22 protein-coding genes are annotated in these 23,639 nt (G+C 70.9%); 6 read left to right on the top strand and 16 right to left on the bottom strand.

The features are described from left to right. Positions 1-109 precede the first annotated feature (109 nt). Both AMYTH_RS0131230 and AMYTH_RS0131225 read right to left on the bottom strand, forming a co-directional pair. The gene (locus tag AMYTH_RS0131230) at positions 110-709 is read right to left on the bottom strand and encodes an acyl-CoA-like ligand-binding transcription factor (protein WP_027933541.1); all 600 of its coding nucleotides are present in this window, start codon (positions 707-709) and stop codon (positions 110-112) included. Then, positions 690-2,201 carry a DHA2 family efflux MFS transporter permease subunit gene (locus tag AMYTH_RS0131225; protein WP_027933540.1) on the bottom strand — a complete coding sequence of 504 codons (1,512 nt, stop codon included), beginning with the start codon at positions 2,199-2,201 and terminating at the stop codon, positions 690-692. Before AMYTH_RS0131225 ends, AMYTH_RS0131230 begins: the two co-directional genes overlap by 20 nt. Before the next feature lie 103 nt (positions 2,202-2,304). Here AMYTH_RS0131225 and AMYTH_RS0131220 point away from each other — a divergent pair, with 103 nt between their 5' ends. After that, positions 2,305-3,492, top strand: coding sequence for an MFS transporter (locus tag AMYTH_RS0131220; protein WP_027933539.1), 1,188 nt, complete (start codon positions 2,305-2,307; stop codon positions 3,490-3,492). 59 nt (positions 3,493-3,551) lie between these two features. Then, positions 3,552-4,112 carry an AAA family ATPase gene (locus tag AMYTH_RS0131215; RefSeq protein ID WP_027933538.1) on the top strand — a complete coding sequence of 187 codons (561 nt, stop codon included), beginning with the start codon at positions 3,552-3,554 and terminating at the stop codon, positions 4,110-4,112. Here AMYTH_RS0131215 and AMYTH_RS0131210 read toward each other — a convergent pair. From AMYTH_RS0131210 to AMYTH_RS0131190, 5 genes are all read right to left on the bottom strand, one after another. Then, positions 4,109-4,981: an aldo/keto reductase family oxidoreductase gene (locus AMYTH_RS0131210; RefSeq protein WP_027933537.1), complete on the bottom strand. Its 873-nt coding sequence runs from the start codon at positions 4,979-4,981 to the stop codon at positions 4,109-4,111. The two genes, AMYTH_RS0131215 and AMYTH_RS0131210, sit on opposite strands and share 4 nt — an antisense overlap. 108 nt (positions 4,982-5,089) lie before the next feature. Next, positions 5,090-5,443 (bottom strand): hypothetical protein, encoded by a 354-nt coding sequence (locus tag AMYTH_RS0131205; protein ID WP_027933536.1) that lies wholly within the window; start codon positions 5,441-5,443, stop codon positions 5,090-5,092. A gap of 18 nt (positions 5,444-5,461) precedes the next feature. Next, on the bottom strand, positions 5,462-7,810 hold the full coding sequence (locus AMYTH_RS0131200) for an SdrD B-like domain-containing protein (RefSeq protein ID WP_228685029.1): 2,349 nt from the start codon (positions 7,808-7,810) through the stop codon (positions 5,462-5,464). A 127-nt stretch (positions 7,811-7,937) separates the two neighbouring features. Further along, a complete protein-coding gene (locus AMYTH_RS0131195; RefSeq protein ID WP_027933534.1) occupies positions 7,938-9,014 on the bottom strand; it encodes an aspartate-semialdehyde dehydrogenase in 1,077 nt (358 codons plus the stop codon). Positions 9,015-9,016: 2 nt separating this feature from the next. Further along, positions 9,017-10,279, bottom strand: coding sequence for an aspartate kinase (locus AMYTH_RS0131190; RefSeq protein ID WP_020420288.1), 1,263 nt, complete (start codon positions 10,277-10,279; stop codon positions 9,017-9,019). 122 nt (positions 10,280-10,401) lie between these two features. On the opposite strand from AMYTH_RS0131190, the gene AMYTH_RS0131185 reads away from it, so the two are divergent. Further along, a complete protein-coding gene (locus AMYTH_RS0131185) occupies positions 10,402-11,604 on the top strand; it encodes a mannosyltransferase family protein (protein ID WP_027933533.1) in 1,203 nt (400 codons plus the stop codon). Continuing rightward, positions 11,604-12,194 carry a nitroreductase family protein gene (locus tag AMYTH_RS0131180; protein ID WP_027933532.1) on the top strand — a complete coding sequence of 197 codons (591 nt, stop codon included), beginning with the start codon at positions 11,604-11,606 and terminating at the stop codon, positions 12,192-12,194. The genes AMYTH_RS0131185 and AMYTH_RS0131180 overlap by 1 nt, the downstream gene beginning before the upstream one ends. Here AMYTH_RS0131180 and AMYTH_RS0131175 read toward each other — a convergent pair. After that, positions 12,191-12,577, bottom strand: coding sequence for a hypothetical protein (locus AMYTH_RS0131175; RefSeq protein WP_027933531.1), 387 nt, complete (start codon positions 12,575-12,577; stop codon positions 12,191-12,193). The genes AMYTH_RS0131180 and AMYTH_RS0131175 overlap by 4 nt on opposite strands. Before the next feature lie 214 nt (positions 12,578-12,791). Here AMYTH_RS0131175 and leuA point away from each other — a divergent pair, with 214 nt between their 5' ends. After that, positions 12,792-14,567 carry a 2-isopropylmalate synthase gene (gene leuA / locus AMYTH_RS0131170; protein WP_027933530.1) on the top strand — a complete coding sequence of 592 codons (1,776 nt, stop codon included), beginning with the start codon at positions 12,792-12,794 and terminating at the stop codon, positions 14,565-14,567. Positions 14,568-14,612: 45 nt separating this feature from the next. On the opposite strand, the gene AMYTH_RS0131165 is transcribed toward leuA, so the two are convergent. Beyond that, positions 14,613-15,101 (bottom strand): carboxymuconolactone decarboxylase family protein, encoded by a 489-nt coding sequence (locus AMYTH_RS0131165; RefSeq protein ID WP_027933529.1) that lies wholly within the window; start codon positions 15,099-15,101, stop codon positions 14,613-14,615. A gap of 138 nt (positions 15,102-15,239) precedes the next feature. After that, a complete protein-coding gene (locus AMYTH_RS0131160; RefSeq protein WP_027933528.1) occupies positions 15,240-16,151 on the bottom strand; it encodes a LysR family transcriptional regulator in 912 nt (303 codons plus the stop codon). Positions 16,152-16,261: 110 nt separating this feature from the next. Between AMYTH_RS0131160 and AMYTH_RS0131155 the strand changes: the two genes are divergently transcribed. Then, the gene (locus AMYTH_RS0131155) at positions 16,262-17,167 is read left to right on the top strand and encodes an EamA family transporter (RefSeq protein ID WP_027933527.1); all 906 of its coding nucleotides are present in this window, start codon (positions 16,262-16,264) and stop codon (positions 17,165-17,167) included. Here the strand turns inward: AMYTH_RS0131155 and AMYTH_RS0131150 are convergent. From AMYTH_RS0131150 to AMYTH_RS0131125, 6 genes are all read right to left on the bottom strand, one after another. Beyond that, entirely contained in the window at positions 17,125-17,766 is a 642-nt protein-coding gene (locus tag AMYTH_RS0131150) for a DedA family protein (protein ID WP_027933526.1), read from the bottom strand. The two genes, AMYTH_RS0131155 and AMYTH_RS0131150, sit on opposite strands and share 43 nt — an antisense overlap. A gap of 51 nt (positions 17,767-17,817) precedes the next feature. Further along, positions 17,818-18,918 (bottom strand): ABC transporter ATP-binding protein, encoded by a 1,101-nt coding sequence (locus AMYTH_RS0131145; protein WP_027933525.1) that lies wholly within the window; start codon positions 18,916-18,918, stop codon positions 17,818-17,820. Beyond that, positions 18,918-19,913 carry an ABC transporter ATP-binding protein gene (locus tag AMYTH_RS0131140; RefSeq protein ID WP_027933524.1) on the bottom strand — a complete coding sequence of 332 codons (996 nt, stop codon included), beginning with the start codon at positions 19,911-19,913 and terminating at the stop codon, positions 18,918-18,920. Before AMYTH_RS0131140 ends, AMYTH_RS0131145 begins: the two co-directional genes overlap by 1 nt. A gap of 4 nt (positions 19,914-19,917) precedes the next feature. Beyond that, positions 19,918-20,844: an ABC transporter permease gene (locus AMYTH_RS0131135; RefSeq protein WP_027933523.1), complete on the bottom strand. Its 927-nt coding sequence runs from the start codon at positions 20,842-20,844 to the stop codon at positions 19,918-19,920. Continuing rightward, positions 20,841-21,845 carry an ABC transporter permease gene (locus AMYTH_RS0131130; protein WP_027933522.1) on the bottom strand — a complete coding sequence of 335 codons (1,005 nt, stop codon included), beginning with the start codon at positions 21,843-21,845 and terminating at the stop codon, positions 20,841-20,843. The genes AMYTH_RS0131135 and AMYTH_RS0131130 overlap by 4 nt, the downstream gene beginning before the upstream one ends. 72 nt (positions 21,846-21,917) lie before the next feature. Then, complete coding sequence (locus tag AMYTH_RS0131125) at positions 21,918-23,582, bottom strand: ABC transporter substrate-binding protein (protein WP_208722384.1); 1,665 nt, start codon at positions 23,580-23,582, stop codon at positions 21,918-21,920. Positions 23,583-23,639: the final 57 nt, after the last annotated feature.

The following is a 23,639-nucleotide window of genomic DNA, read 5'->3' as shown; positions in this document are numbered from 1 at the left end:
ACCACGATGCCGCCTAATCTGGAACGAGTCAAGATAAAAACTGGAATGAATCCAGAAAACTGCCCGAGTGGGTGAGGCGAGCCGACAGCCCCACCCGCGCGCGAGGCACCTACAGCGGCAGCCCGTCCTCCAGCAGCGTGACCGCCTTGTCGATCACGTCCACCAGGTTCTCCGGGGCCTCGGCCGCGCTGAAGTACGCCGCGAAGACCACGCCGATCACCGCTCCGGACCAGACCCGCACGGTGAAGTCGCCGGGGTCCCGGCCCGCTCGTTCGGCCGCGGCCTCGGCCAGCATGCCGAGCCCCGCGGCGATGTGTTCGATCATCCGGTTGCGCAGTTCGGGCACGCTGAACACCAGCCGCTGCCGGGCACGCTCCAGTTCGGACTCCTCGGCGTCCAGCCGCGCGAACACCTGGGCGCACGCGGCCCGCACCGCCTGGAGCGGGGTCAGCTCCGCCGGCTGCTCCACGAATGCCTTCATCAGCACCGGATCGAGGCGGTCGTAGAGGACCGTGTCCTCCTTGGTCGGGAAGTAGCGGAAGAAGGTGCTCTGCGAAACCTCGGCCGCCGCGGCGATCTGCTCGATCGTCGTCTCCGCGTAGCCCTGCGCGGTGAACAACCGCAGCGCGTGGCCCTGGATCGCGGCCCGCGTCCGCGCCTTCTTCCGCTCCCGCAACCCGAGCGGCTGCTCACCCCGCGACGAACTCATGCCCCGATTCTGCCCCCGCCACGTCCTGCGCCTCGCGCGGCAGGAACAGCGCGGCGAGCACGGCGCCCACCAGCGCGAACCCGACGCACACCCACAGCGTCGCCGACATGCCCGCGACGAAGGACTCGCGCACCGACCCGAGCAGCGCGGGCACCCGCGCGGCGACCTGCACACCGGCCGCGGCGCTGTCCCGGACCGCCGCGGCCACGTCGTCCGGCAACCCGGCGACGTCGACCCCACCCCGGTACCCCGCGTTCAGCACCGTGCCGAGGATCGCGACGCCCAACGTGCCACCGACCTGCCGCATCGCCTGCAGCACGCCACCGCCGACGCCGCTGCGGCCCGGGCTCAGCGCCCCCATCGCGATGTCCATCGACGGCGGCAACGCGAAGCCCAGCCCGAGGCCGACCAGTGACACCCACACCGCCGCGTAGCCGTACCCGTCGCCTGTCCCGGTGGCGGTGCCGGCCACCAGCCCGCCGGTCATCAGCACGAACCCCGTGCTCACCAGCACCCGCGCGCCCAGCCGCGGACGCAACCACTCCGCGACCCGCACCCCGACGAGCAGACCGCCGACCACCGGCAACAGCCGCAACCCGGTGCCGAGCGCGTCCGTGGCGTACACCGCCTGGAAGTATTGCGGCAACAGGAACAACGCGCCCATCATCGCGAAGGACGCCAGCGTCGCGAGCACGGCGCCCCAGCGGAACCCGGGCGAGGCGAACAACCCGAGGTCCAGCAACGGCTGGGCGGCCCGGGCCTGGTGGACGACGAACCCGGCCAGCAACGCGAGCCCGCCGAGCACCGGCCCGAGCACGGCGGCCGACCCCCAGCCGCGGTCACCCGCCTCGACCAGTCCGTAGGTCAGCGCGACGAGGCTCGCGCTGGACAGGACGACACCAGGGAGGTCGACCCGCCTGCCGCGGTCGCCGGGCAGATCCGGCACCAGCCAGGCCAGCAGGACCAGGCCGGCGAGCACCGCGGGCACGTTGAGCAGGAACACCGAGCCCCACCAGAAGTTGTCCAGCAGCCACCCGCCGACCACCGGCCCGAGCGGGATGCCGACCGCCATCGCCGCGGCCCACACGGCGATGGCCCGCGCGCGGTCGGCGCCCGGGAACAGCGCGTTCAGCACCGACATCGACAGCGGCACCAGTGCCGCCGCGCCCAGGCCGAGGAACGCCCGCGCCGCGATCAGCATCCCGGCCGAACCGGCGTAGGCACAGGCCACCGAAGCCAGGCCGAAGACCGCGAGACCACCGAGCAGGAACCGCTTCGTGCCGAACTTGTCGCCGAGCAGGCCGGCCGGGAGCAGCCCCGCGGCAAGCACCAGGGTGTACGCGTTCGAGAACCACTGCAGCTCGCTCGTGGACGCGTCCAGGTCGACGGCCAGCGTCGGCAGGGCCACCGACAGGACTGTCACATCGAGTCCGAACGCCAGCAACGCCACGGCCAGCGCACCCAGCGCCCACCACCGCTTCGACCCGTCCATCCCGCCTCCAAACTGATAGTCACTACTTTTTGAAAGTAACTGTCAGTTTTTCGCAGCGGCAAGCGTTGCAAAAGGAGTTGCACGGCCGTGCCAGAGTGGGAGCATGTCCCTCCAGCCGTATCGCCAGGTACTCGCCCTGCCCGGGGTCCGCACGGCGATGCTGCTGTTCTTCTTCACCCGCCTGCCGATGACCGCCACCGGGATCACGCTGACCCTGCACGTCGTCAGCGACCTCGGCCGCGGGTACGGCGAGGCGGGTCTCGTCGGGACCGCGACGATGCTGGGCAGCGCACTCGGCGCGCCGGTCGTCGGCCGGATGATCGACCGCTACGGGCTGCGCGCGGTCACCTCGGTGTGCGGCCTCACCTCCGCGGCGTTCTGGCTGGCCACCCCGCACCTGCCGTACGCGGCACTGCTCGTGACCGCGCTGCCGGCGGGCGCGCTCGTGCTGCCTGCCAGCTCGATCGCCCGCCAGGTGCTGACCGCGCTGGTGCCGCCCGAGTCGCGGCGCTCGGCGTACTCACTCGACTCGATCCTGCTGGAGACGAGCTTCATGGTCGGCCCGAGCGCGGGCATCGCCCTGTCGACGCAGCTGTCCTCGACCGTCGCGCTGAGCGGGATCGGCGTCTGCTTCGCGCTCGGCACGCTCGCGCTGTGCTGGTTCAACCCGCCGATCCGGCACGAGGCCGAGGCGGTCACCGCCGAGCGGCCGCCGATGCGGGAGTGGCTCACCCCGCGTCTGGTCGGCGCCCTGCTGGTCGCATCGGGGGCGCTGTTCTGCCTGATGGGCACGGAACTGGCGACACTAGCCGCGCTGCGCGCCACCGGCGAGGTGGGCTGGACCGGCGTGGTGATCGCCGTGATGTGCGTCGCCTCGGCAATCGGCGGGATCGTGCACGGCGCGGTGCGGAAGTCGCTCTCGCAGGCGCGGCTGATGGTGCTGCTGACCGTTCTCGTGATCCCGGTCGGGCTGGCCACCGGACTGCCCTGGTGGCTGCTCGCGCTGGCCCTGGTGCCGACGAACCTGGCCTGCGCGCCGACGCTCGCGTCGACCGCCGAAGAGGTCACCGGCCTCGCGCCCCCGCGGGTGCGCGGCGAGGCGATGGGGCTGCTCGACGCCGCCACCCGCCTCGGCATGGCCGCGGGCAGCCCGGTGGTGGGGTTCGTGATCGACCACACCGGCCCCGGCTGGGGCTTCGCGGCGGCGGGCCTGTTCGGGCTCGGCTTCGCCGCGGTCGCGTTCGGCCTGCGCCGCCGTTCGGCCCGGGTACCGGCTGTGGCTCCGCTGTGAATGACCGGTTTGACCTATAAGTGCGGAACGCGGGTGGCGTGATCACGCGTTGGCCCGGTATGGACAGCACAGCCGGCGCCACCCTGCAGATGACGATCGAACCGCGGGCGCTGCTGGTCATCGCCGGGCTGCCCGGTTCGGGCAAGAGCACGCTGCTGCGCAGCACGCAGGCCAGCCGCCCGGTCGAGGTGCTCGACTCCGACCAGATGCGCGACCGGCTGGCCGCCGCACTGCCGCCGGGCACGCCGTACCGCCGCTACCGCCCCGCGGTGCACGTCCTGCACCGGCTGCGGGTGGTGCTCGCCGCGGTCCGCACGCCCGGCCCGGTCGTCGTGCACGACCCGGCGACCGGCGCGGCGACCAGGACGTGGCTGATGCTGACCGGGCTGCTCACCGGTCGGCGGCGGCACCTGCTGTGGGTGGACTGCACCCCGGAGGAGGCGCTGGCCGGGCAACGCGCGCGCGGCCGGGTGCTGCGGACCGCGTCGTTCTGCCGCCACCTGCGCCGCCTGCCGCGGGTCCGCGCCCTGCTGTTCGAGGGGCGGCCCCGCGGCTGGAACGAGACCACGGTCGTCGACAGGGAGACGGCGGGCCGTGGTCTCCACCTCGTGGTGCGTTAGGCGATCGCGTCGAGTTCGGCGACCGCGTCCGCCGGGAGGTCCATGGACGCGGCGGCCACGTTCTCCCGCAGGTGGGCGAGCGACGACGTGCCCGGGATGAGCAGGATGTTCGGCGACCGCTGCAGCAGCCAGGCCAGCGCGACGGCCATCGGGGTCGCGCCGAGGCGGGCGGCCACCGAGTTCAGCACCTCCGACTGCAGCGGCGAGAACCCGCCGAGCGGGAAGTACGGCACGTACGCGATGCCCTGCGCGGCCAGCGACTCGACCAGCTTGTCGTCCTCGCGGTGGGCCACGTTGTAGGCGTTCTGCACGCACACGACCGGCGCGATCGACTGCGCCTCGGCGACCTGCTCGGCGTTCACCGTGCTGATGCCGAGGTGCTTGATCAGCCCCTCCTGCTGCATCTCGACCAGCGCGGCGAACGGCTCGGCGATCGACCCGGGCACCGCGGAGTGGCCGTCGTCCCCGCCGCCGACGCGCAGGTTGACCACGTCGAGCGCGTCCACGCCGAGGTTGCGCAGGTTGTCGTGCACCTGGGCGCGCAGCTGCTCCGGCGAGCGCTGGTGCACCCAGGCGCCCTGGTCGTCGCGCACCGCGCCGACCTTGGTCACCACCACGATCCCGTCGTAGGGGTGCAGCGCCTCGCGGATGATCTGGTTCGTGACGTGCGGGCCGTAGAAGTCGGCGGTGTCGATGTGGTTGACACCCAGCTCGACGGCTTCGCGCAGGACCGCGACCGCGGCGTCCCGGTCCGCGGGCGGCCCGAACACGCCCGGCCCGGCCAGCTGCATCGCGCCGTAGCCCATGCGCCCGACGGTGAGCCCGTCGGTGAGGGTGAACGTGCCGCCGGCCAGTGTGTTCGCTGTCATGGAAATCCCTTCTCGGCTTGTTCCGGCTCCACGATCCCCCGCGTGCCGCGGAACAGGCAGAGCCCCGCCGATCCTAGGAGTCCCGGGGACAGCCGGCCTGCCGCCGCCTCACGTGCAGGCCTGACGCAGCCGCTCCAGGTTGGCGGTGTTCGTCTGGACCCAGTCGTTCACGTCGGACAGCCCCTGTGACTTGCGCTGCTCCAGCGCGACGTAGGAGTCGGCGATCGCGAACAGGTTCTGCTGCAGCGTCTGGTCGGCCACCTGGTTGCCGAGGTCGCGCAGCTCCTCGGCCTTCTGCTGCGCCTGGGCGGACACCTCCTGCGCCGAGGCGTACGGGTTGAGGTTCGCCAGCCCGAGGGCCTGCGAGCACGCGCTCACCCGGTCCGCCGTCTCCGCGGCCTCCGCACAACCGGCCAGCACGACCGCCATCCCGACGACTCCGAGCACCCGCAGAATTCTCATAACGCCCAAACTACCGGTTCACGCTCCGGGCTCGGCGGCCTTCCACCAGCGCACTCCGACGACCGCGCCGATCACCGCCACGACACCGAACAGCACCCACCCGACGGGGAACCCTCCGCCGCTCGGGGACTCCTGCGCGGCCGGCACGACCGCCGGACTGGCACTGACCAGGCCGATCCGCACGGACAGGTCCTCCCGCGGCTTCGGGCCGACCGTCACCGGCCCGGCGCAGCCCGGGTCGCCGCCGGTGCCTGCGATCCGGAAGCCGCGGAACTCCTCGGCGAGGCCGGTGAGGTCGAAGCACACCCGGTACGACCCGTCGGGCAGGTCGTCGAGCAGGTACGAGCCGTCCGCGGCGGTGCGGGTGGTCGCCACCGGGCGCCCGCCGTCGTCGGCCAGCGTCACCGCGACGCCCGCCGCGCCGGGCTCACCCGCGTCCTGCGTGCCGTTGCCGTTGCGGTCCACCCACAGCAGGTCGCCGAGCCGGTTGCGCGCGGGCGTCAACCCGACGCCGATTGTGCTTTCGTCGCGATGGCCGACACCCACGGCGACCGGCGGCGCGCACCCGCTCGCCAGGTCCACATCGGAATCCTTTGTGGACTCGCCGGCGCGCGGCTTGGTGAACTGGTACCCGGCGACCGGCGCGGGCAGGGCGGCGCGGTCGACGCACACCTGGTACGCGCCGTCCGGGACCCGGGTGAACTGGAACCGGCCGTCGGCGCCGGTGGTCGTCGACGCCTCCTCGCCGCCGCCGGCGCGGAGCAGCTTGACCGGCACGCCGCCCGGGCCGGACTCGGTGGCGTCGGCGATGCCGTTGCGGTTCGTGTCCGCCCACACGCGGTCGCCGATCCGGTTGGCGGGCGCGGTCAGCCCCAGGTTCAGCGCGGTGTCCTCGCGCTTGCCGAGGCCGAGGGTCACCTGCGGGGTGCAGCCGGTCGCCGGGTCGGCGCCGGAGACCTCGCTCCCCTCCACCGGTGTGAAGTCGGCCGCGGCCTGCGGCAGGTTGGCCAGGTCGAAGCACACCGCGAACGAGCCGGACGGCAGGTCGTCGAAGGAGTACTTCCCGTCCTGGCCGGTGGTGGTCATGGCGAACTGGGTGCCGTCCGCGCCGCGCAGCTTCACCGGCACCCCGGCGATCCCCGGTTCCAGCGCGCCCGGCCGACCGTCGCCGTCGACGTCCTGCCAGACCAGCGCGGCGATTCGGTTGACCGGCGGGGCCAGACCGGCGTCCATCGTGAAGTCCTGGGTGCGGCTGGGCGTCAGCTCGGCCGGTGCGGTGCAGCCGGTGGCCGGGTCGGGCGCTGAGTCCTGGCCCGGAGTGCCCGCGCGCTGCCTGGTGAGCTGGTAGTCGCCGTACTGGGGCGGGAGCTTCGCGGTGTCGAAGCACACCTGGTAGCTGCCGTCGGGCAGGTGCGAGAACTGGTACTGGCCGTGCGGGCCGGTGCTGGTCCCGGCGACCGGGGTGCCGTCGGCCTTCTGCAGCCGCACCCCGACGTCGGCGATGCCGGGCTCGCCCGGGTCCTGCAGTCCGTTGCGGTTGACGTCGGCCCACACCAGGTCGCCGATCCGGTTGAGGCCGCCGACCACGCCCGCGTCCACGGTGTGGTCGACCGAACCGGGCGGCCCGATCGCGACGCGCACCGAGCCGGTTTCGGGGTCCACATCGGAATCGAGCGACTGGTCGCCCGCGTGCGGGACAGTCCACTTCAGACCCTCGACCGGCGGGGATCCGGGCAGCGGACCGGTGTTCACCCCGCTGAAGTCGAACCGCAGGGTGTAGCAGCTGTTGGGCTGCAGGCTCTCGGCCGGGCCGAACAGGTAGCGCCCGGCGCCGTCGGTCGTCTCCTCCGCCAGCGGCGCCCCGCCGCCGTCGCAGCCCAGCAGCTGGACCCGCACGCCGGGCAGCGGCGGCTCGTCGCCGTCCTGCACGCCGTCGCCGTCGGTGTCGAACCACGTCCGGTCGCCGAGCTGCACCGGGCCGTCCATACCGCCGACGCCCATCGTGAGCGTGACGGCCTTGCCGCCGCCGACGTCGACGAACTCGGTCAGGCTGGCGCGGCTCTGGTCCTCGGCCGCGGGCTTGACGTCCGGCATGGACGCCGGGATCGAGGCGTCCACGCGGTACTTCCCGCCGGACAACGTCGTGGTCGTGAGCTGCGCCGTGCCGTCCGGCCCGGTGACGCCGCTGACGCTGGCGCCACTCGGGTCGGTGGCCACGACGAGGATGCCGCCGACCCCGGTCTCACCCCGGACGACCCGCACCGTGAGCGGGCCGTCGGTGTCGTCCGCGGTCGCCACGAGCAGGGGTGTGCCCATGCCGAGCACCACCACCGCGCACACGAACGCGGCCAGGACATGCCTTGTCACCGCGAGCTCCCCGACTTCTCCCTGCCATTGACTCGGCCCACACTAGAAGCGCGCCGACGTCGGGCCAGGGAGAAGTTGCCTCACTGTCGAGTGAATTCAGCGAGGCCGGGGCAACTCTGCGTGGCCGTCAGCTGAACTCGGGAGCCAGCTGCTCGGCGATCTCGTAGGTGTTCAGGGCCGCACCCTTGCGCAGGTTGTCCCCGCACACGAAGAAGTCGAGCGTGTTCGGGAAGTCCAGCGCCTGGCGCACCCGTCCGACGTACGTCGGGTCGCCGCCGACGACCTCGGCCGGGCTCGGGAACTCACCCTTCTCCGGGTCGTCGACCAGCACGATCGACGGCTGCGCGGCGAACACCTTGTGCGCGGCCTCGACGGTGACCTCACGCGCGAAGGTGGCGTGCACCGCGAGCGAGTGCGTGGTGACGACCGGGACGCGGACGCAGGTCGCGGACACCTTGAGGTCAGGGATGCCGAGGATCTTCCGCGACTCGTTGCGGACCTTCAGCTCCTCGGAGAACCAGCCGTCGCCCTTGTAGGAACCGGCGGCCGGAACCACGTTCAACGCCAGCGGGGTGCCCGCGAACGGGCTGTCCGACAGCGGCAGGCCTGCCGCCTCCAGCGCGGCCCGCACGTCGCCCGCCTTCGCGCCGAGGTCCTTTCCGGACACCGCGGCCAGCTCGGCCTGCAGCCGGTCGATGCCGGGCTGGCCCGCGCCGGACGCCGCCTGGTAGGAGGCGACCACCAGCTCGGTCAGGCCGAACTCGCGGTGCAGCGCACCCAGGGCCGCCATCATCGACAGCGTCGTGCAGTTCGGGTTGGCGATGATGCCGCGCGGCCGCTCCCGCACCTTGTCCGAGTTCACCTCGGGCACCACCAGCGGCACGTCGTCGTCCATCCGGAACGCGCCGGAGTTGTCGACCGCGACCGCGCCGCGCTCGGCCGCGATCGGCGCCCACTCGGCGGACACCTCGTCCGGCACGTCGAACATGGCGACGTCGACGCCGTCGAAGGCCTCCGGCGACAGCGCGATCACGGTCAGTTCCTCGCCGCGCACGGTGATCTTCTTGCCCGCCGACCGCGGCGAGGCGATCAGCCGGATCTCACCCCACGGCACGCTCTCGCGCCCGTTGATGATGTCGATCATGACGGTGCCCACCGCGCCGGTCGCACCGACGAGAGCAAGGGTCGGAGACTGCTTTCCCATGATCAGCGACCACTCCCCGCGTACACGACGGCTTCCTCGTCGCCGCCAAGTTCGAATGCCTCGTGGATCGCGCGCACCGCGTCGTCCAGCTGCGCGTCCCGGATCAGGACCGAGATCCGGATCTCCGAGGTGTTGATGATCTCGATGTTGACGCCGACCTTGGCCAGCGCCTCGCAGAAGGTCGCGGTGACGCCGGGGTGCGAGCGCATGCCCGCGCCCACCAGCGAAACCTTGCCGACCTGGTCGTCGTAGAGCACGGAGTCGAACTCCAGCTCGCCCTTCAGCTTCTCCAGCTCCGCAACGGCCTTCGGACCGTTCGCCTTGGACAGCGTGAAGGTGATGTCGGTGCGGCCCGCGGTGTTGGAGACGTTCTGCAGCACCATGTCGATGTCGATCTCGGCGTCGGCGATGACCCGGAAGATCCGCCCCGCGGCGCCGGCGTGGTCCGGCACCCCGGTGACGGTGACCTTGGCCTCCGACCGGTCGTGCGCCACACCGGTGATCAACGCTTGTTCCACGGGGATCTCCTCAATCGAACCGGCCACGGTGGTGCCCGGCTTGTCGCTGTAGGACGAACGCACCCGGATCGGCACGCCGTAGCGGCGGGCGTACTCGACCGAGCGCAGGTGCAGGATCTTCGAACCGCTCGCGGCGAGTTCGAGCATCTCCTCGTACGGGATGGTGTCGAGTTTGCGTGCGTTGGGCACGATCCGCGGGTCGGCGGTGTACACGCCGTCCACATCGGAGTAGATCTCGCACGCGTCCGCGTTGAGCGCCGCGGCCAGCGCCACCGCGGTGGTGTCCGAACCGCCGCGGCCGAGCGTGGTGATGTCCTTGGTGTCCTGGGCGACGCCCTGGAACCCGGCGACCAGCGCGATGTAGCCCTGGTCGAGGGCCTCGGTGACCCGGCTCGGGGTCACGTCGATGATGCGCGCGTTGCCGTGCACGCCCGTCGTGACCACACCCGCCTGGGATCCGGTGAACGACCACGCCTCGAAACCGTGTGCCGAAATCGCCATCGCGACAAGCGCGTTGGAAATGCGCTCCCCAGCGGTGAGCAGCATGTCCATCTCTCGTTCGGGCGGCACCGGGTTGACCTGCTGGGCCAGGTCGAGCAATTCGTCGGTGGTGTCACCCATGGCGGAGCAGACGACGACCACGTCGTTGCCCGCCTTCTTGGTGGCCACGATCCGTTCGGCCACGCGCTTGATGCGATCAGCGCTCTCCAGCGACGAACCGCCGTACTTCTGGACCACGAGCGCCACTTGTCTGCCGACCTCCTATTTCGCACCTTTCGGAGCAGCCTACCGGGGGTTACGGCCCTGGCCACCCCGTTATGTGGCTCCGGCCACTGCCACCGGCCGGACTCGTGGGAAAATGACCAACCGTGCAGGGCAGCGGCCAAACCGTTCGGCGACCGGAGCAAGCGGCCCCTGGCCTGCTGCTGGACCTGGCGGACCGGATCACCAGACGCCGGGCGCTCCTGCTGCCCGCGGCCGTGTACCTCGGTGTGCGGGCACTCGGTGTTGTGGTGCTCACGGTGTTCGCCGCGCTGCACGACACCGACCTGTTGTCTAGGATCGCCGCCTGGGACGGCCAGTGGTACCTCAAGATCGCGGCCTCCGGCTACGAACTCGAACCGACGACGGACGCGCTCGGCCACCTGAACCCGCACACGCCGCGGGCCTTCTTCCCGGGATACCCGTTCCTGATCCGGCTGCTGGCGCCCGCGCTCGGGTTTCCCGCGGCGGCGCTGGTGGTGTCGCTGGCCGCCGGGCTCTTCGCGGCGTACGGCCTGGCCCGCCTCGGCAGGCTGGTGCGCGGCGGCTCGCGCCGGGCGGGCTACATCCTCGTGGCCCTGTTCGCGGCGACCCCCATGAGCGTCGTGCTGACCATGGCCTACACCGAAGCGTTGTTCTGCGCGCTGGCGGTGTGGACGCTGGTCGCGGTGCTGGAGCGGCGGTGGGAGCCGGCGGGCGTGTGCTGTCTGGCGGCCGGGCTGGTGCGGTCGACGGCGCTGGCGCTGGTCGTCGCGGTCGCGGTGGCCGCGCTGATGGCGTTGACGCGCCGGCAGGACGGCGGGCGTCCGCTCGTCGCGCTGGCGCTGGCGCCGGCCGGGTTGTTCGGTTACCTGTGGTGGACCGGGATGCGGGTGCGGCCGGAGTCCGGGATCGAGGCCCAGCTGAGCACCTGGTCCGACCTGGAATGGCAGGGGTGGCGGACCCGGTTCGACGGCGGGGTGTCGACGGCCCGGTTCGTGACCGAGGTGCTGACGGGCAGCGATTCGGCGATGAGCGTGCTGACGGTCGCGGTGATCGCCGGCGCGCTGATCGGTATGGCGGTGCTGGCCCGGCGCGAGACGGTGCTGGTGGTTTACGCGGCCGGGGTGCTGGTGATGTGCCTGGGGTCGAGCGCGCTGATGCACGCCAAGCCGCGCTTGCTGCTGCCCGCGTTCACGTTGCTGGTGCCGGTGGCGCTGGCGCTGGCCAAGCGGCGGACGAACACCGTGCTGTGGGTCTGCTCGGGAGTGGCGCTGGCGAGCGCGTGGTTCGGCGCGTTCGCGCTGACGGTTTGGCAGTATGCGATCTGATGCGAAAGCCAGCCGATTCCAGCGCGCCCCTGACCGACGTGATCGCGCAGCGGTGGAGCCCGCGCGCGCTCGACGAGACGCGGGAGGTCACCTGGGACCAGCTGCGCGCCCTGCTGGAGGCCGCGCGGTGGGCGCCGTCGTTCGGGAACACCCAGCCGGCGCGGTTCCTGGCCGGCCGCCGTGGTGATGCGACGTTCCGGCAGATCCTCGGCACGCTGACCGAGCGGAACCAGGCGTGGGCGCACCGGGCGGGCGCCCTGCTGGTCGGGATCGTGGTGGCACGCAACGAAAAGGGCGAGATCCCCTACGCCGAGTACGGGCTCGGGCTGGCCGCGCAGAACCTCGTGCTGCAGGCCGTCGCGGAGGGGCTGGTGGCGCACCAGATGGCCGGCTTCGACGCCGACGCCGTCCGCGAGCGGTTCGCGGTGCCGGACGGAGCGGTCCCCCGGGTGGCGATCGCCGTCGGGCACGCCGGCGATCCCGCGGTGCTGGAGGTGGAGAAACTGATCGAGCGCGAACGGGCGGCCCGGAAACGACTGCCGCTGGGCGAGTTCGCCTACACCGGCGAGTGGGGCACGCCCGCGTTCTAGCCGACGGAGGCGCCGCCGATGCGGCGGACGATCCGCGTGACGATCGACGAGACCACCAGCCAGAAGATCGCCGCGATGCCGTAGTTCACCAGGACGCGCAGCTTCTCGTCGGCGGGCTCGAACAGGTCCTTGAAGCCCAGCGCCAGGCCGTCGGACCAGTCACGCACGAACGAGACGATCCCGTTGTCCCGGTTGGCCCCGCCGACCACGAAGATCACGTGCAGCACCAGGATGAGCGCGAAGATCAGGCCGACCCAGCGGACGATCCCGGCGATCAGCCCGACCGCCTGGTCCTTCACCCGCCCCCACGGCACCTGGCGCTTGGGTCGCGGCGAGGCGTCTTCGTCGACGTCGCTCTTGCGCTTCTCGGCGTGCTCGGCCATGCCGCCGAGTTTCCCACGCCACGCCCGCCTTGGCTACCTGCCAGTAACCGACCGGGTCACTTTCCAACATCATCGCGCCCGGGCTACAGTGAATCCGTGGCGCGTGCTCTCCTGCTTCGCTGCCGCGACGGGGCCTGATCCTGACCGGCCCCCCGTCGCGGGGCTTCGTCACGCCGCCGGTCGCCCGAAAACCCGGCAGGAGAGTTTCCCAGCAATGACCAGCTCCGATCCCACCGTGAGCCGCATCCGCAAGCCTTCGCGTCCCGCCCCCGCCGACCAGCCCGCGTGGAACCCGCAGCGCGGCAGTTCGATGCCGGTGCACCGCTACCAGCCCTGGTACAAGCTGGTGGAGAACATCGAACTGCCCGACCGCACCTGGCCGGACAAGCGCATCGAGCGCGCGCCGCTGTGGTGCGCGGTCGACCTGCGGGACGGCAACCAGGCCCTGATCGACCCGATGTCGCCGGCCCGCAAGCGCAAGTTCTTCGAGCTGCTGGTGCGCATGGGCTACAAGGAGATCGAGGTCGGCTTCCCGGCCGCGAGCCAGACCGATTTCGACTTCGTCCGCGAGATCATCGAGGACGGCGCGATCCCCGACGACGTGCGCATCCAGGTGCTGACCCAGTGCCGCCCCGAGCTGATCGAGCGCACCTTCCAGTCGCTGGAGGGCGCGCCGCAGGCGATCGTGCACATCTACAACTCGACGTCGATCCTGCAGCGCCGCGTGGTGTTCCGCGAGGAGCGCGAGGGCATCAAGAAGATCGCGCTGCAGGCCGCCGACCTGGTGGTCGAGTACGCGCAGAAGTACTCCGACACCGACTTCCGCTTCCAGTACTCGCCGGAGTCCTACACCGGCACCGAGCTGTCCTACGCCGCCGAGGTGTGCAACGCGGTCACCGACATCTGGCAGCCCACCCCGGAGCGGCCGGTCATCCTGAACCTGCCTGCGACCGTCGAGATGGCCACGCCGAACGTCTACGCCGACTCGATCGAGTGGATGGGCCGCAACCTGGACCGCCGGGACTCGGTGATCCTGTCGCTGCACCCGCACAACGACCGCGGCACCGGTATCGCCGCGGCCGAGCTGGGCTACCAGGCCGGCGCGGACCGCATCGAGGGCTGCCTGTTCGGCAACGGCGAGCGCACCGGCAACGTCGACCTGGTCGCGCTGGGCATGAACATGTTCAGCCAGGGCATCGACCCGCAGATCGACTTCTCCGACATCGACGAGATCAAGCGCACCGTCGAGTACTGCAACCAGCTGCCGGTGCACGAGCGCACCCCGTGGGGCGGGGACCTGGTGTTCACCGCGTTCTCCGGCAGCCACCAGGACGCGATCAACAAGGGCTTCGACGCGCTGCACCGCGCCGCCGAGAAGGCCGGTGTACCGGTCGACGAGTTCCCGTGGGAGGTGCCCTACCTGCCCATCGACCCGAAGGACGTCGGCCGCAGCTACGAGGCCGTCATCCGGGTGAACTCGCAGTCGGGCAAGGGCGGCGTCGCCTACATCATGAAGACCGAGCACCAGCTCGACCTGCCGCGACGGCTGCAGATCGAGTTCTCGCAGGTCATCCAGCGCTACACGGACAGCGAGGGCGGCGAGGTCGACCCGCGCACGATGTGGGACGCGTTCGCGAAGGAGTACCTGGAGCCGCAGACGCCGCTGCAGCTGATCAGCCAGCACGTCACCGCGAACGGCGACTACCAGCTGCGCGCCACGGTGCGGGTGGACGGCGAGGAGCAGGAGATCACCGGTTCCGGCAACGGCCCGATCGCCGCGTTCTTCGACGCGTTGTCCACCGTGGGCTACGACCTGCGGCTGCTGGACTACAGCGAACACACGCTCACCCCCGGCGACGACGCCAAGGCCGCCTCCTACATCGAGTGCGCCATCGGCGACAAGGTGTTCTGGGGCATCGGCATCGACCCGTCCATCGTGACGGCTTCGCTGCGGGCGGTCGTGTCCGCGGTGAACCGCGCGCACCGCTGATTCCGGGAGAAGGCCGGCCGCTGGTGTGCGGCCGGCCTTCTCTCGTCAGTTCGCGACCGCGGCGGCGAACATGCCGGGCTGGTAGGAGCCGCCCTGGTTGCGCACGATCACGTTCATCCGGTTGGCGGCGTTGATCATCGCGACCAGTGTCACCAGTGCGGCGATCTGGTCGTCGTCGTAGTGCTTGCGCACCTGGGCCCACGTCTCGTCGGACACGCCCTGGTGCGCGTCGGCCAGGCGGGTGCCCTCCTCGGCGAGCGCCAGCGCCGCCCGCTCGGCCTCGGTGAACACCGTGGCCTCGCGCCAGACCGCGACCAGGTTGAGCCGCACCGCGCTCTCCCCGGCGGCCGCGGCCTCCTTGGTGTGCATGTCGACGCACGGGGCGCACCCGTTGATCTGGCTGGCGCGCAACGACACCAGCTCCTGTGTGGACTGCGGCAGGGCCGAGGCGTGCAGCACGGCGGCGACGTTCGCGAACCGCTTGGCGAGCTTGGCGCCGATCTCGTTGGACATCAGGTCGAACCGGGTTTCCACGGCTTCCTCCTCGTGTGGGGAACTGCTCGAACACGAGGCACCGGCCGCGCCGTGGATGTGACAGTGACGCCGGCCACAGCGTCCCGGCCCCGCTCCCACGGCCTGATCCGGTTCACCGGGCGGCGCCGGCGCGCCGGGCTAGGGCTGCTTCGTCACCGCGGCGGCCTCGGCGTGCAGCAGGTCCAGCACGGTGGCCACCGGCGGCCGGGTGCCGGCGCCGGTGCGCAGGACGGCTTCGATGAGCCGCGCCGCGCGGATGCCCGCCAGCGGCCGCCGCACGATCCGGCGCGACCAGGTCCCGGCCAGCGTGTAGCGCGGCAGCAACGCGATGCCGTGCCCGGCCGCGACCAGCGCCTCGATGATCCGGAAGTCGTTGATCCGCTGCTTGACCTGCGGGCGCACCCCGGTCCGCACCGCCAGCGAGCGCAACACGTCGTCGACCGGGAAACCGACGTCCACCGAGATCCACTGCTCGCCGGCCAGCTCGGTGAGGTCCACGCGGCGGCGCTTCGCGAGGCGGTGGCCGAGCGGCAGCGCCACGTCCAGCGGCTCGCGCAGCAGCGGCACCACGTCGAGCCGCGCCGACGGGAACGGCTCGGCGTGCTCGTCCCGGTGGGTGACCACGATGTCGAAGTCGGCGACCAGCCCGGGCACCTCGGCCGGCGTCATGTCGACGTCCCGCACCTCGACGTCCAGGCCCTCGACCTCGGCGAACCGGTGCAGCAGCCCGGGCAGCAGCATCAACGCGGCGGACGGGAAGATCGCCACCCGCACCCGGCCGCGCGGCAGGCTGCGGAACACGTCCAGCTCGGCCTCGGCCCGGTCCACCGCGGCGATCACCTCGTCCGCCCGCACCACCAGCGCCCGCCCGGCGTCGGTGAGCCGCAGCCCCCGCCCCGCCGGTTCGGTGAGTACCAGCCCGACCTCCGCCTGCAGCGCCCGGAGCTGCTGCGACACCGCCGACGGCGTGCAGTGCAGCGCTTTCGCCGCCGCCGTCACGCTCCCGCGGTCCGCGAACTCACGCAGCACCCGCAACCGCCCGACGTCCATGAAGCAACGCTACACAGTAGGTGCAAACAATCTCGATTGTTCTTCATAGTTGCGGCAGGCACGCTGAACAGGTCCCCACCCGCCGCCCCTCAAGGAGGCGCTGCGCGCCCATGTCTGTCCGCGACCGACTCCTCGCCCTGTTCGTCGTCGTCCTGTGGGGCCTCAACTTCATCGCGATGCACCCGATGCTCGGCCACTTCCCGCCACTGTTCGCCGCGGCGCTGCGCTTCGCCGTGATCGCGGTCCCGACGATCCTGTTCATCCCGCGACCGAAGGTGAAGCTGCGCTGGCTGATCGGGTTCGGGCTCGGCTTCGGCACCGGCCAGTTCGCGTTCCTGTTCCTCGCGCTGACCAACGGCATGCCGACCGGCCTCGCGTCGCTGGTGCTGCAGGCGTCCGCGCCGTTCACCGTCCTGCTCGGCGGGATCTTCCTGCGCGAACCGCTGTCCGCGCGGCAGCTGACCGGGATACTCGCCGCGGTGGCCGGGATGGGCGTGATCGCCTGGCACCGCGCGGAGAACGCCGTGCTGCTGCCGGTCGTGCTCACGCTGCTCGGCGCGCTGTGCTGGGCCGCGGGGAACCTCTGCTCACGTCAGGCCAGGCCCGACAACCCGATCCACTTCACGCTGTGGATGTCGGTGGTCCCGCCGATCCCGATGTTCGCGTTGTCCACGATCTTCGAGGGTCCGGCCGTGCAGTGGGAGTCGCTGGTCACGCTGGGCACCGGCGATGGCCTGCTCGGCCTGGCCGGGTTCACCTACGTCGTGCTGATCGGCACCGTCCTCGGGTCGAGCATCTGGACCGTGCTGATGCGCCGCAACCCGGCCAACGTGGTCGCGCCGTTCTCGCTGCTCGTGCCGGTGGTCGGGATGTCCGCGGCGTTCTTCGTGCTCGGCGAGACCCCGGCGCTGGTCGAGGTGCTGGCCGGCCTGGTCGTGGTGGCCGGGGTGCTGTACGGCTCGCTGCCGAGGCGTCAGCGCTCGGCGGGCGCGCTGCCCGACCTCGTCTCCTCGTGACGGCGGCCCATCCGCTTCTTGATGACGAGGCTGACCACCACACCCACCACAACGGCGACCGCCAGTGCGATGTAGGAGAACCGCGACAGCCACTTCTCCGCGACCACGCCGAGCGTGTACACCAGCGCCGTGGTGCCGCCCGCCCAGGCGATCCCGCCGAGCGCGTTGGCGAGCAGGAAACGCGGGTAGTGCATGTGCAGCGACCCGGCGAGGGGACCGCACAGAATGCGCAGAATCGCGACAAAGCGGCCGAAGAAAACCGCCCAAACACCGCGTTTCCGGAACAATCTCTCGGCGGCCGCCACATGCGCCGGTCCGAAATGCTTGGGGAATTTCCGGCCCGCCCAGTCGAACAGGCGCTGTCCGCCCTTCCGCCCGATCAGGTAACCGATGCTGTCCCCGGCGATGGCGCCGCCGCTGGCGACGGCACCGATCAGCCAGGGGTTGAGCCCGTCGTGGTGCGAAGCCAGGAGAGCCGCGCTGACCAGCACGATCTCTCCCGGCAACGGGATCCCGAGGCTCTCCGCGCCGATCACCACGCCGACCGTGAGGTAGACCAGGAGCGGCGGGATGGTCTCCAGCCACGCGTCGATGTGCACGGTAAAAGCCCCCTCGGGTACCCCGGCGGAATCGTCGCCAGGGTACCCCGGTCAGGGCTCCAGCATTTCGGCCACCGAAGCGGCCTGCGGAATAGCCGCATCGGGTGACAACTGCGCGGTCACCAATTCCGGTTTCACCTCGTGCGGCGTGATCCGGCCTGCCTGGATGTCCTCCGCCCAGTGGCAGGCGACCCGGTGCCCGGCGCCGAGCTCCCGCAGCGCGGGCCGCTCGGTGTCGCACTTGGTCTCCTGCCGCCACGGGCAGCGGGTGTGGAAGCGGCAGCCCGACGGCGGGTTGGCGGGCGAGGGCAGGTCGCCGGCGAGCAGGATCTGCTCGCGGCTGTCCTCCACCACCGGGTCCGGCACCGGGATCGCCGACAGCAGCGCCCGCGTGTACGGGTGCAGCGGCTCGGCGTAGAGCGACTCCGAATCGGTCTCCTCCACCAGCGAGCCCAGGTACATCACGCCGATGCGGTCGGAGATGTGCCGGACGACCGCCAGGTCGTGGGCGATCACCAGGTAGGTCAGGCCCAGCGAGTCCTGCAGCTCCTCGAGCAGGTTGATCACCTGCGCCTGCACGGACACGTCCAGCGCGGACACCGGCTCGTCGGCGACGATCAGGTCCGGCTCGACGGCCAGCGCCCGCGCGATGCCGATGCGCTGGCGCTGCCCGCCGGAGAACTCGTGCGGGTACTTCCGCAGAGAACTCTCCGGCAGGCCGACGGCGTTCAGCAGCTCACGCAAACGCTTGCGCGTGCTCTCCCGGTCCTTGTCCAGGCCGTGCGCCCGCATGCCCTCGATGAGGATCGATTCGACCGACTGCCGCGGGTCGAGGCTGGACAGCGGGTCCTGGAACACCATCTGCATCCGCCGCCGCATCTTCCGCAGCGACTCGCCCTTGAGCGTCGACAGGTCGGTGCCGTCGAACACCGCTCGGCCACCGGTCGGCTCCACCAGCCGCAGCAGGCTGCGGCCCAGCGTCGTCTTGCCGCAACCGGACTCGCCGACCAGGCCGTACGTCTCGCCGCGCTGGATCTCCAGGTCGACCCCGTCCACCGCGTAGACGTGCCCGACCGTGCGGTCCAGCACGAGACCGCGCTTGATCGGGAAGTGCACCTGCAGGCCTTCCACGCGCACCAGCGGTTCGGACATCAGCGCACCCCCTCGCCCGCGGCGACCGGGCGGCCCACCGGGTTGTGGCACCGCAGCATCCCGCCCGTGTCCGGTTCCAGTTCCGGCGTGACCTCCCGGCACAGGTCCAGCGCGTTCGGGCAGCGGGGCGCGAACGCGCACCCCTGCGACCACGGGATGTTGTCGGCTACCGACCCCTTGATCGGCACCAGCTTCTCCCCGCGCGGCGCGTCCAGCCGCGGGATCGAGGCCAGCAGCCCGTGCGTGTACGGGTGCCGGGCGGAGGCGAACAACGCGTGCCGCTCCGCCCGCTCGACCACCCGGCCGCCGTACATGACGTTGACCTCGTCGCACAGCCCGGCGACCACGCCGAGGTCGTGCGTGATCATGATCAGCGCGGTGCCGGTGTCGCGCACCAGCTCGGACAGCAGCGCCAGGATCTGCGCCTGGATCGTCACGTCCAGCGCGGTGGTCGGCTCGTCCGCGATCAGCAGCCGTGGACGGCAGGCCAGCGCGATCGCGATGAGCGCGCGCTGCCGCATGCCGCCGGAGAGCTGGTGCGGGTACTCCGACAGCCGCCGGTTCGGGTCCGGGATGCCGACGCGGTCGAGCAGGTCCGCCGCCTCGGCCGTCGCCTGCTTGCGGTCCATCTTGCGGTGCCGTTCCAGCACCTCGGTGATCTGCAGCCCGATCGGGATCACCGGGTTCAGCGACGACAGCGGGTCCTGGAACACCATGCCCAGGTCGCGGCCGCGCCGGTCGCGCAGCTGCTTGTCGGACAGCCGCAGCAGGTCGGTGTCCTCGAACAGCACCTCGCCGGTGACCGTCGCGCCGCGCTTGGGCAGCAGGCCCATGATCGCGAGCGCGGTCACCGACTTGCCGCTGCCGGACTCGCCGACCAGGCCGACGGTGCGGCCCGGCTCGACGTCGAAACTGACCCCGTCCACCGCGGTGAACGGGCGGGTTCCCTTGCGGGAGAAGACGACCGACAGGTCGCGTACTTGCAGGAGACTCAACGCGCTACCGCCTGTTCTTCGGGTCGAGCGCCTCGCGCAGCGACTCGCCGAGCAGCGTGAACCCCAGCGCCACCACGACGATCGCGATGGCCGGGTAGAACGCCAGGCTCGGCTTGACGTCCAGCAGGGTCTGGGCCTGTGCCAGCATCAGCCCCCACTCGGCGCGGCTGGGATCGTTGTCGCCGAGGCCGAGGAACGACAGCGCCGCCACGTCGATGATCGACGTCGCCAGCGTCAGCGTCGCCTGCACGACCACCGGCCCGAGCGAGTTCGGCAGCATGTGCCGGAACACGATCGTGCTGCGCCGCACGCCCAGCGCGGTCGCCGCGAGCACGTGGTCGCTCGATCTCTGCGAGAGCATCGCGCCGCGCAGCAGACGCGCGAACACCGGCACGCTCACCACCGCCACCGCGATGATGACCGTCCACTGTGTCCCTTGCGAGAACAGCGCGGCCACCGAGATCGCCAGCAGCAGGGAGGGGATCGCGAGCAGGATGTCGGTGAACCGCATCAGCAGCGTGTCCACCCAGCCGCCCAGCGCGCCGGCCAGACCGCCGACGATCATGCCGACCACCAGCCCGATCAGGGTGGCGACGACACCGACGATCAGCGTCTGCTGCGCGCCGACCAGCAGGCGGGAGAAGAAGTCGTACCCGCGGTGGTCGCTGCCGAGCACGAACCCGTCCATCGGGCCGGGGATGAAGTCCGGCCGCAGGTTCACACGCAGCTCGTCGTAGGGGATGTAGGGGTTCTTCGGCGCCAGGAACGGGGCCAGGATCGCCAGCAGCACGAACAGCACCGTGATGACCGCGCCGGTGATCGCCACCGGGTTGCGCAGCATCCGCCGGACCGCGTCCGCCGCGAGGCTGGTGCCGCCGGACTCGGCAAGGTCGTCGATGCGTTCGGCCTTGCGCCGCAACATGGACGTCATCGCACCCGCACCCTCGGATCGATGATGGCGTAGGAGATGTCCACCAGGATGTTGACGACGACGTACACCAGGGCGGCCAGCAGCAGCAACGCCTGCAGCCGCGGGTAGTCGCGGCGCTCGATGCCCTGCGCCAGCAGGGATCCGAGCCCGTTCCAGTTGAACACCTTCTCGGTGAGCACGGCCCCGGCGAGCAGCAGGCCGGTCTGCAGGCCGATCGTCGTCGACACCGGCAGCAAGGCGTTGCGCAGCACGTGCCGCTGGCGGATCGTCGTCGTGGTCAGGCCCTTCGACTCCGCGGTGCGCACGAAGTCCTCCTGCTGCACGTCCAGCACCGAGGCGCGGGTGATTCGCACGATCACCGCGAACGGGATGCTGGCCAGCGCGACCGCGGGCAGGATCAGGTGCTTGATCGCGTCCCACGTCGCGTCCAGCTCGCCGGTGAGCAGGCCGTCCAGCGTGAAGAACCCGGTGATGTGGGTGGCGTCGATCGTGACGTCCTGACGCCCGGACGGCGGCAGGATGCCCAGCTTCTGCGCGAACACGTACTTGAGCAGCACGCCGAAGAAGAACACCGGCACCGCGACGCCGACCAGGGTGGTCAGCACGGTGGCGTTGTCCAGGAGCCTGCCCCGGTGACGGGCGGCCAGGTACCCCATCGGGATGCCGAAGCCGACCGCGAGGACCAGCGCCGCGATCGCGAGTTCGATGGTGGCGGGGAAGGCGCGCCCGATCTCGGCGAGCACGCTGTCGCCGCTGATCAGGGAAGCACCGAAGTCACCGGTGAGGACGCGGCCGAGGAACTTGAAGTACTGGACGAAGATCGGTTGATCCAGCCCGAGCACCGAGTTCAGCGACGCGATCTTCTCCGGCGTCGCCTTGTCGCCGAGCAGCGCGGTGGCGGGGCCACCGGGCAGCAGGCGGAGCCAGGCGAAGACCAGGATGGAGAGCACGAGGAGCGTCGGGATCGCTTGCAGCAGCCGACGGGTCAGGAATCGGAGCATGTGAGTGCCTCGGAATCCGCACCAAGGCGGGAAAGCGTGCCGGGCACGCTTTCCCGCCCTCGGTAGCGGAACTCAGCCCTTGGTGACCGTGTAGAAGCGCTCGTCGGTCAGCGGGGTCGGGATCAGGCCCTGGACGTCGGACCGGACCACGATCCCCGGAGGCGACGACGACAGCGGAACCGCGGGGACGTACTGCGAGATCAGCACGCTGGCGTTCTCGTAGGCCGCCTTCTTGGCGTCCGGGGTCGTCTGCGCGTCCGCAGTGGACAGCGCGTCGAAGATCTGCGGGTTGTCGAAGCCGAACTCGGCCTTCGGGCGCCCGAAGAACGTGCCGACGAAGTTGCCCGCGTCGGCGTAGTCACCGGTCCAGCCGAGCAGGTGCAGGTCCTGCTTGCCCGCCTTCTGCACGGAGTCCTTGTACCCGCCGTTCCACGGCTCCTGGACCACGTTGACCTTGATACCGACGGCCTTGAGGTCGTCGGTGATCGCGGCGGCGATGTCCACCGGGTTCGGCATGTAGGGCCGGGTGACCTCGGTCGGGACGTAGAAGTTCAGCGTCAGGTCGGACGCACCCGCCTGGGCCAGCAGCTGCCTGGCGGTGTCCGGGTTGTAGCTGTACTTGGCCACCGCGTTGGTGTAGCCGGGCACGTTGTTCGGCAGGAACTGGTCCTGCGCGTAGGCGCCCTGCGGGAGCCGGTTCCTGACCAGCTGGTCCTTGTTGATGGCGTACTCGATCGCCTGGCGGACCCGCACGTCCTGCAGCTTCGGGTTGTTCTTCTGGTTGATGCCCAGGTACAGGATGTTGAACGCGGGCCGGATCAGGACCTGGTCGCCTGCCTGCTTGAGCGAGTTGTAGTCCGCCGGGCTCGGGAAGTCGTAGCCGTCGATGGTGCCGGCCGCCAGCTCCTGCTTGCGGGCGTTCTCGTCCGGGATGATCTTGAAGATCAGCCTGGCGGTCTTGGCCTTCTCACCCCAGTAGTCCTCGTTGCGGACCAGGGTGATGGTGTTGTTGGCCTTGTCGAAGCTCTCGAACTTGTACGGCCCGGTGCCCGTCGGGTGGTCGGTGGCGTACGCCGGGTAGGTGAACGCCTCACCGCTCTGCGTCACGTTGTCGGCGTCGTACTTCTTCAGCGCGTCCGGGCTCGACATCGACAGCGAGGTCAGGCCGAACGCGTCCGGGAACGCGCCCTTGGCCTTGTTGAGGTTGAGGACGGCGGTGGTCTCGTCCTTGGCCTCGCAGCTCTTGTAGACCGGGTCGCCGCTGATGTCGCCTTCGTTCTGCGCGAAGCCCTCGAAGACGTCGCCGTAGTAGATCATCTGGCTCTGGGCGGCGGCGCCCTTCATGTTGTACCAGCGGTCGAAGTTGAAGCAGACCGCCGCGGCGTTGAACGGGGTGCCGTCGTGGAACTTGACGCCCTCGCGCAACGTGAAGGTCCAGGTGGTGTTGCCGTTGCTCGGCGTCCACGCGGTGGCCAGGCCGCCCTCCAGCTCGGTGGTGCCCGGCTTGTAGGTGACCAGGGTGTCGAACATCTGGCGGGCGGGGCGGAAACTCTCGCCGTCGTCGTTGAAGATCGGATCGAAGTTCTTCGGGGCGCCGGCCGCGCCGAAGATGAAGGTGTCGCTGGCGCTGTCGCCCGAGCCGCGCTCGGAAGCGCAAGCGGCCGTCGTGACCGCGAGGGCGCCGGCAAGCCCGATCAGGGCGATGCGGCGCAACCCAACTGCCCGCGTTGGGAGCATGGTGGCACTCCTAGGAGAATGTTCGGGTACGTGATCGACGACCCTAGTCCGCATGTT

This window comes from Amycolatopsis thermoflava N1165 (assembly GCF_000473265.1).
In the GTDB taxonomy this organism is placed as follows: domain Bacteria; phylum Actinomycetota; class Actinomycetes; order Mycobacteriales; family Pseudonocardiaceae; genus Amycolatopsis_E; species Amycolatopsis_E thermoflava.
The sequence above is the reverse complement of the archived record's forward strand: the minus strand, read 5'-3'. Positions and strand labels throughout refer to the sequence as shown.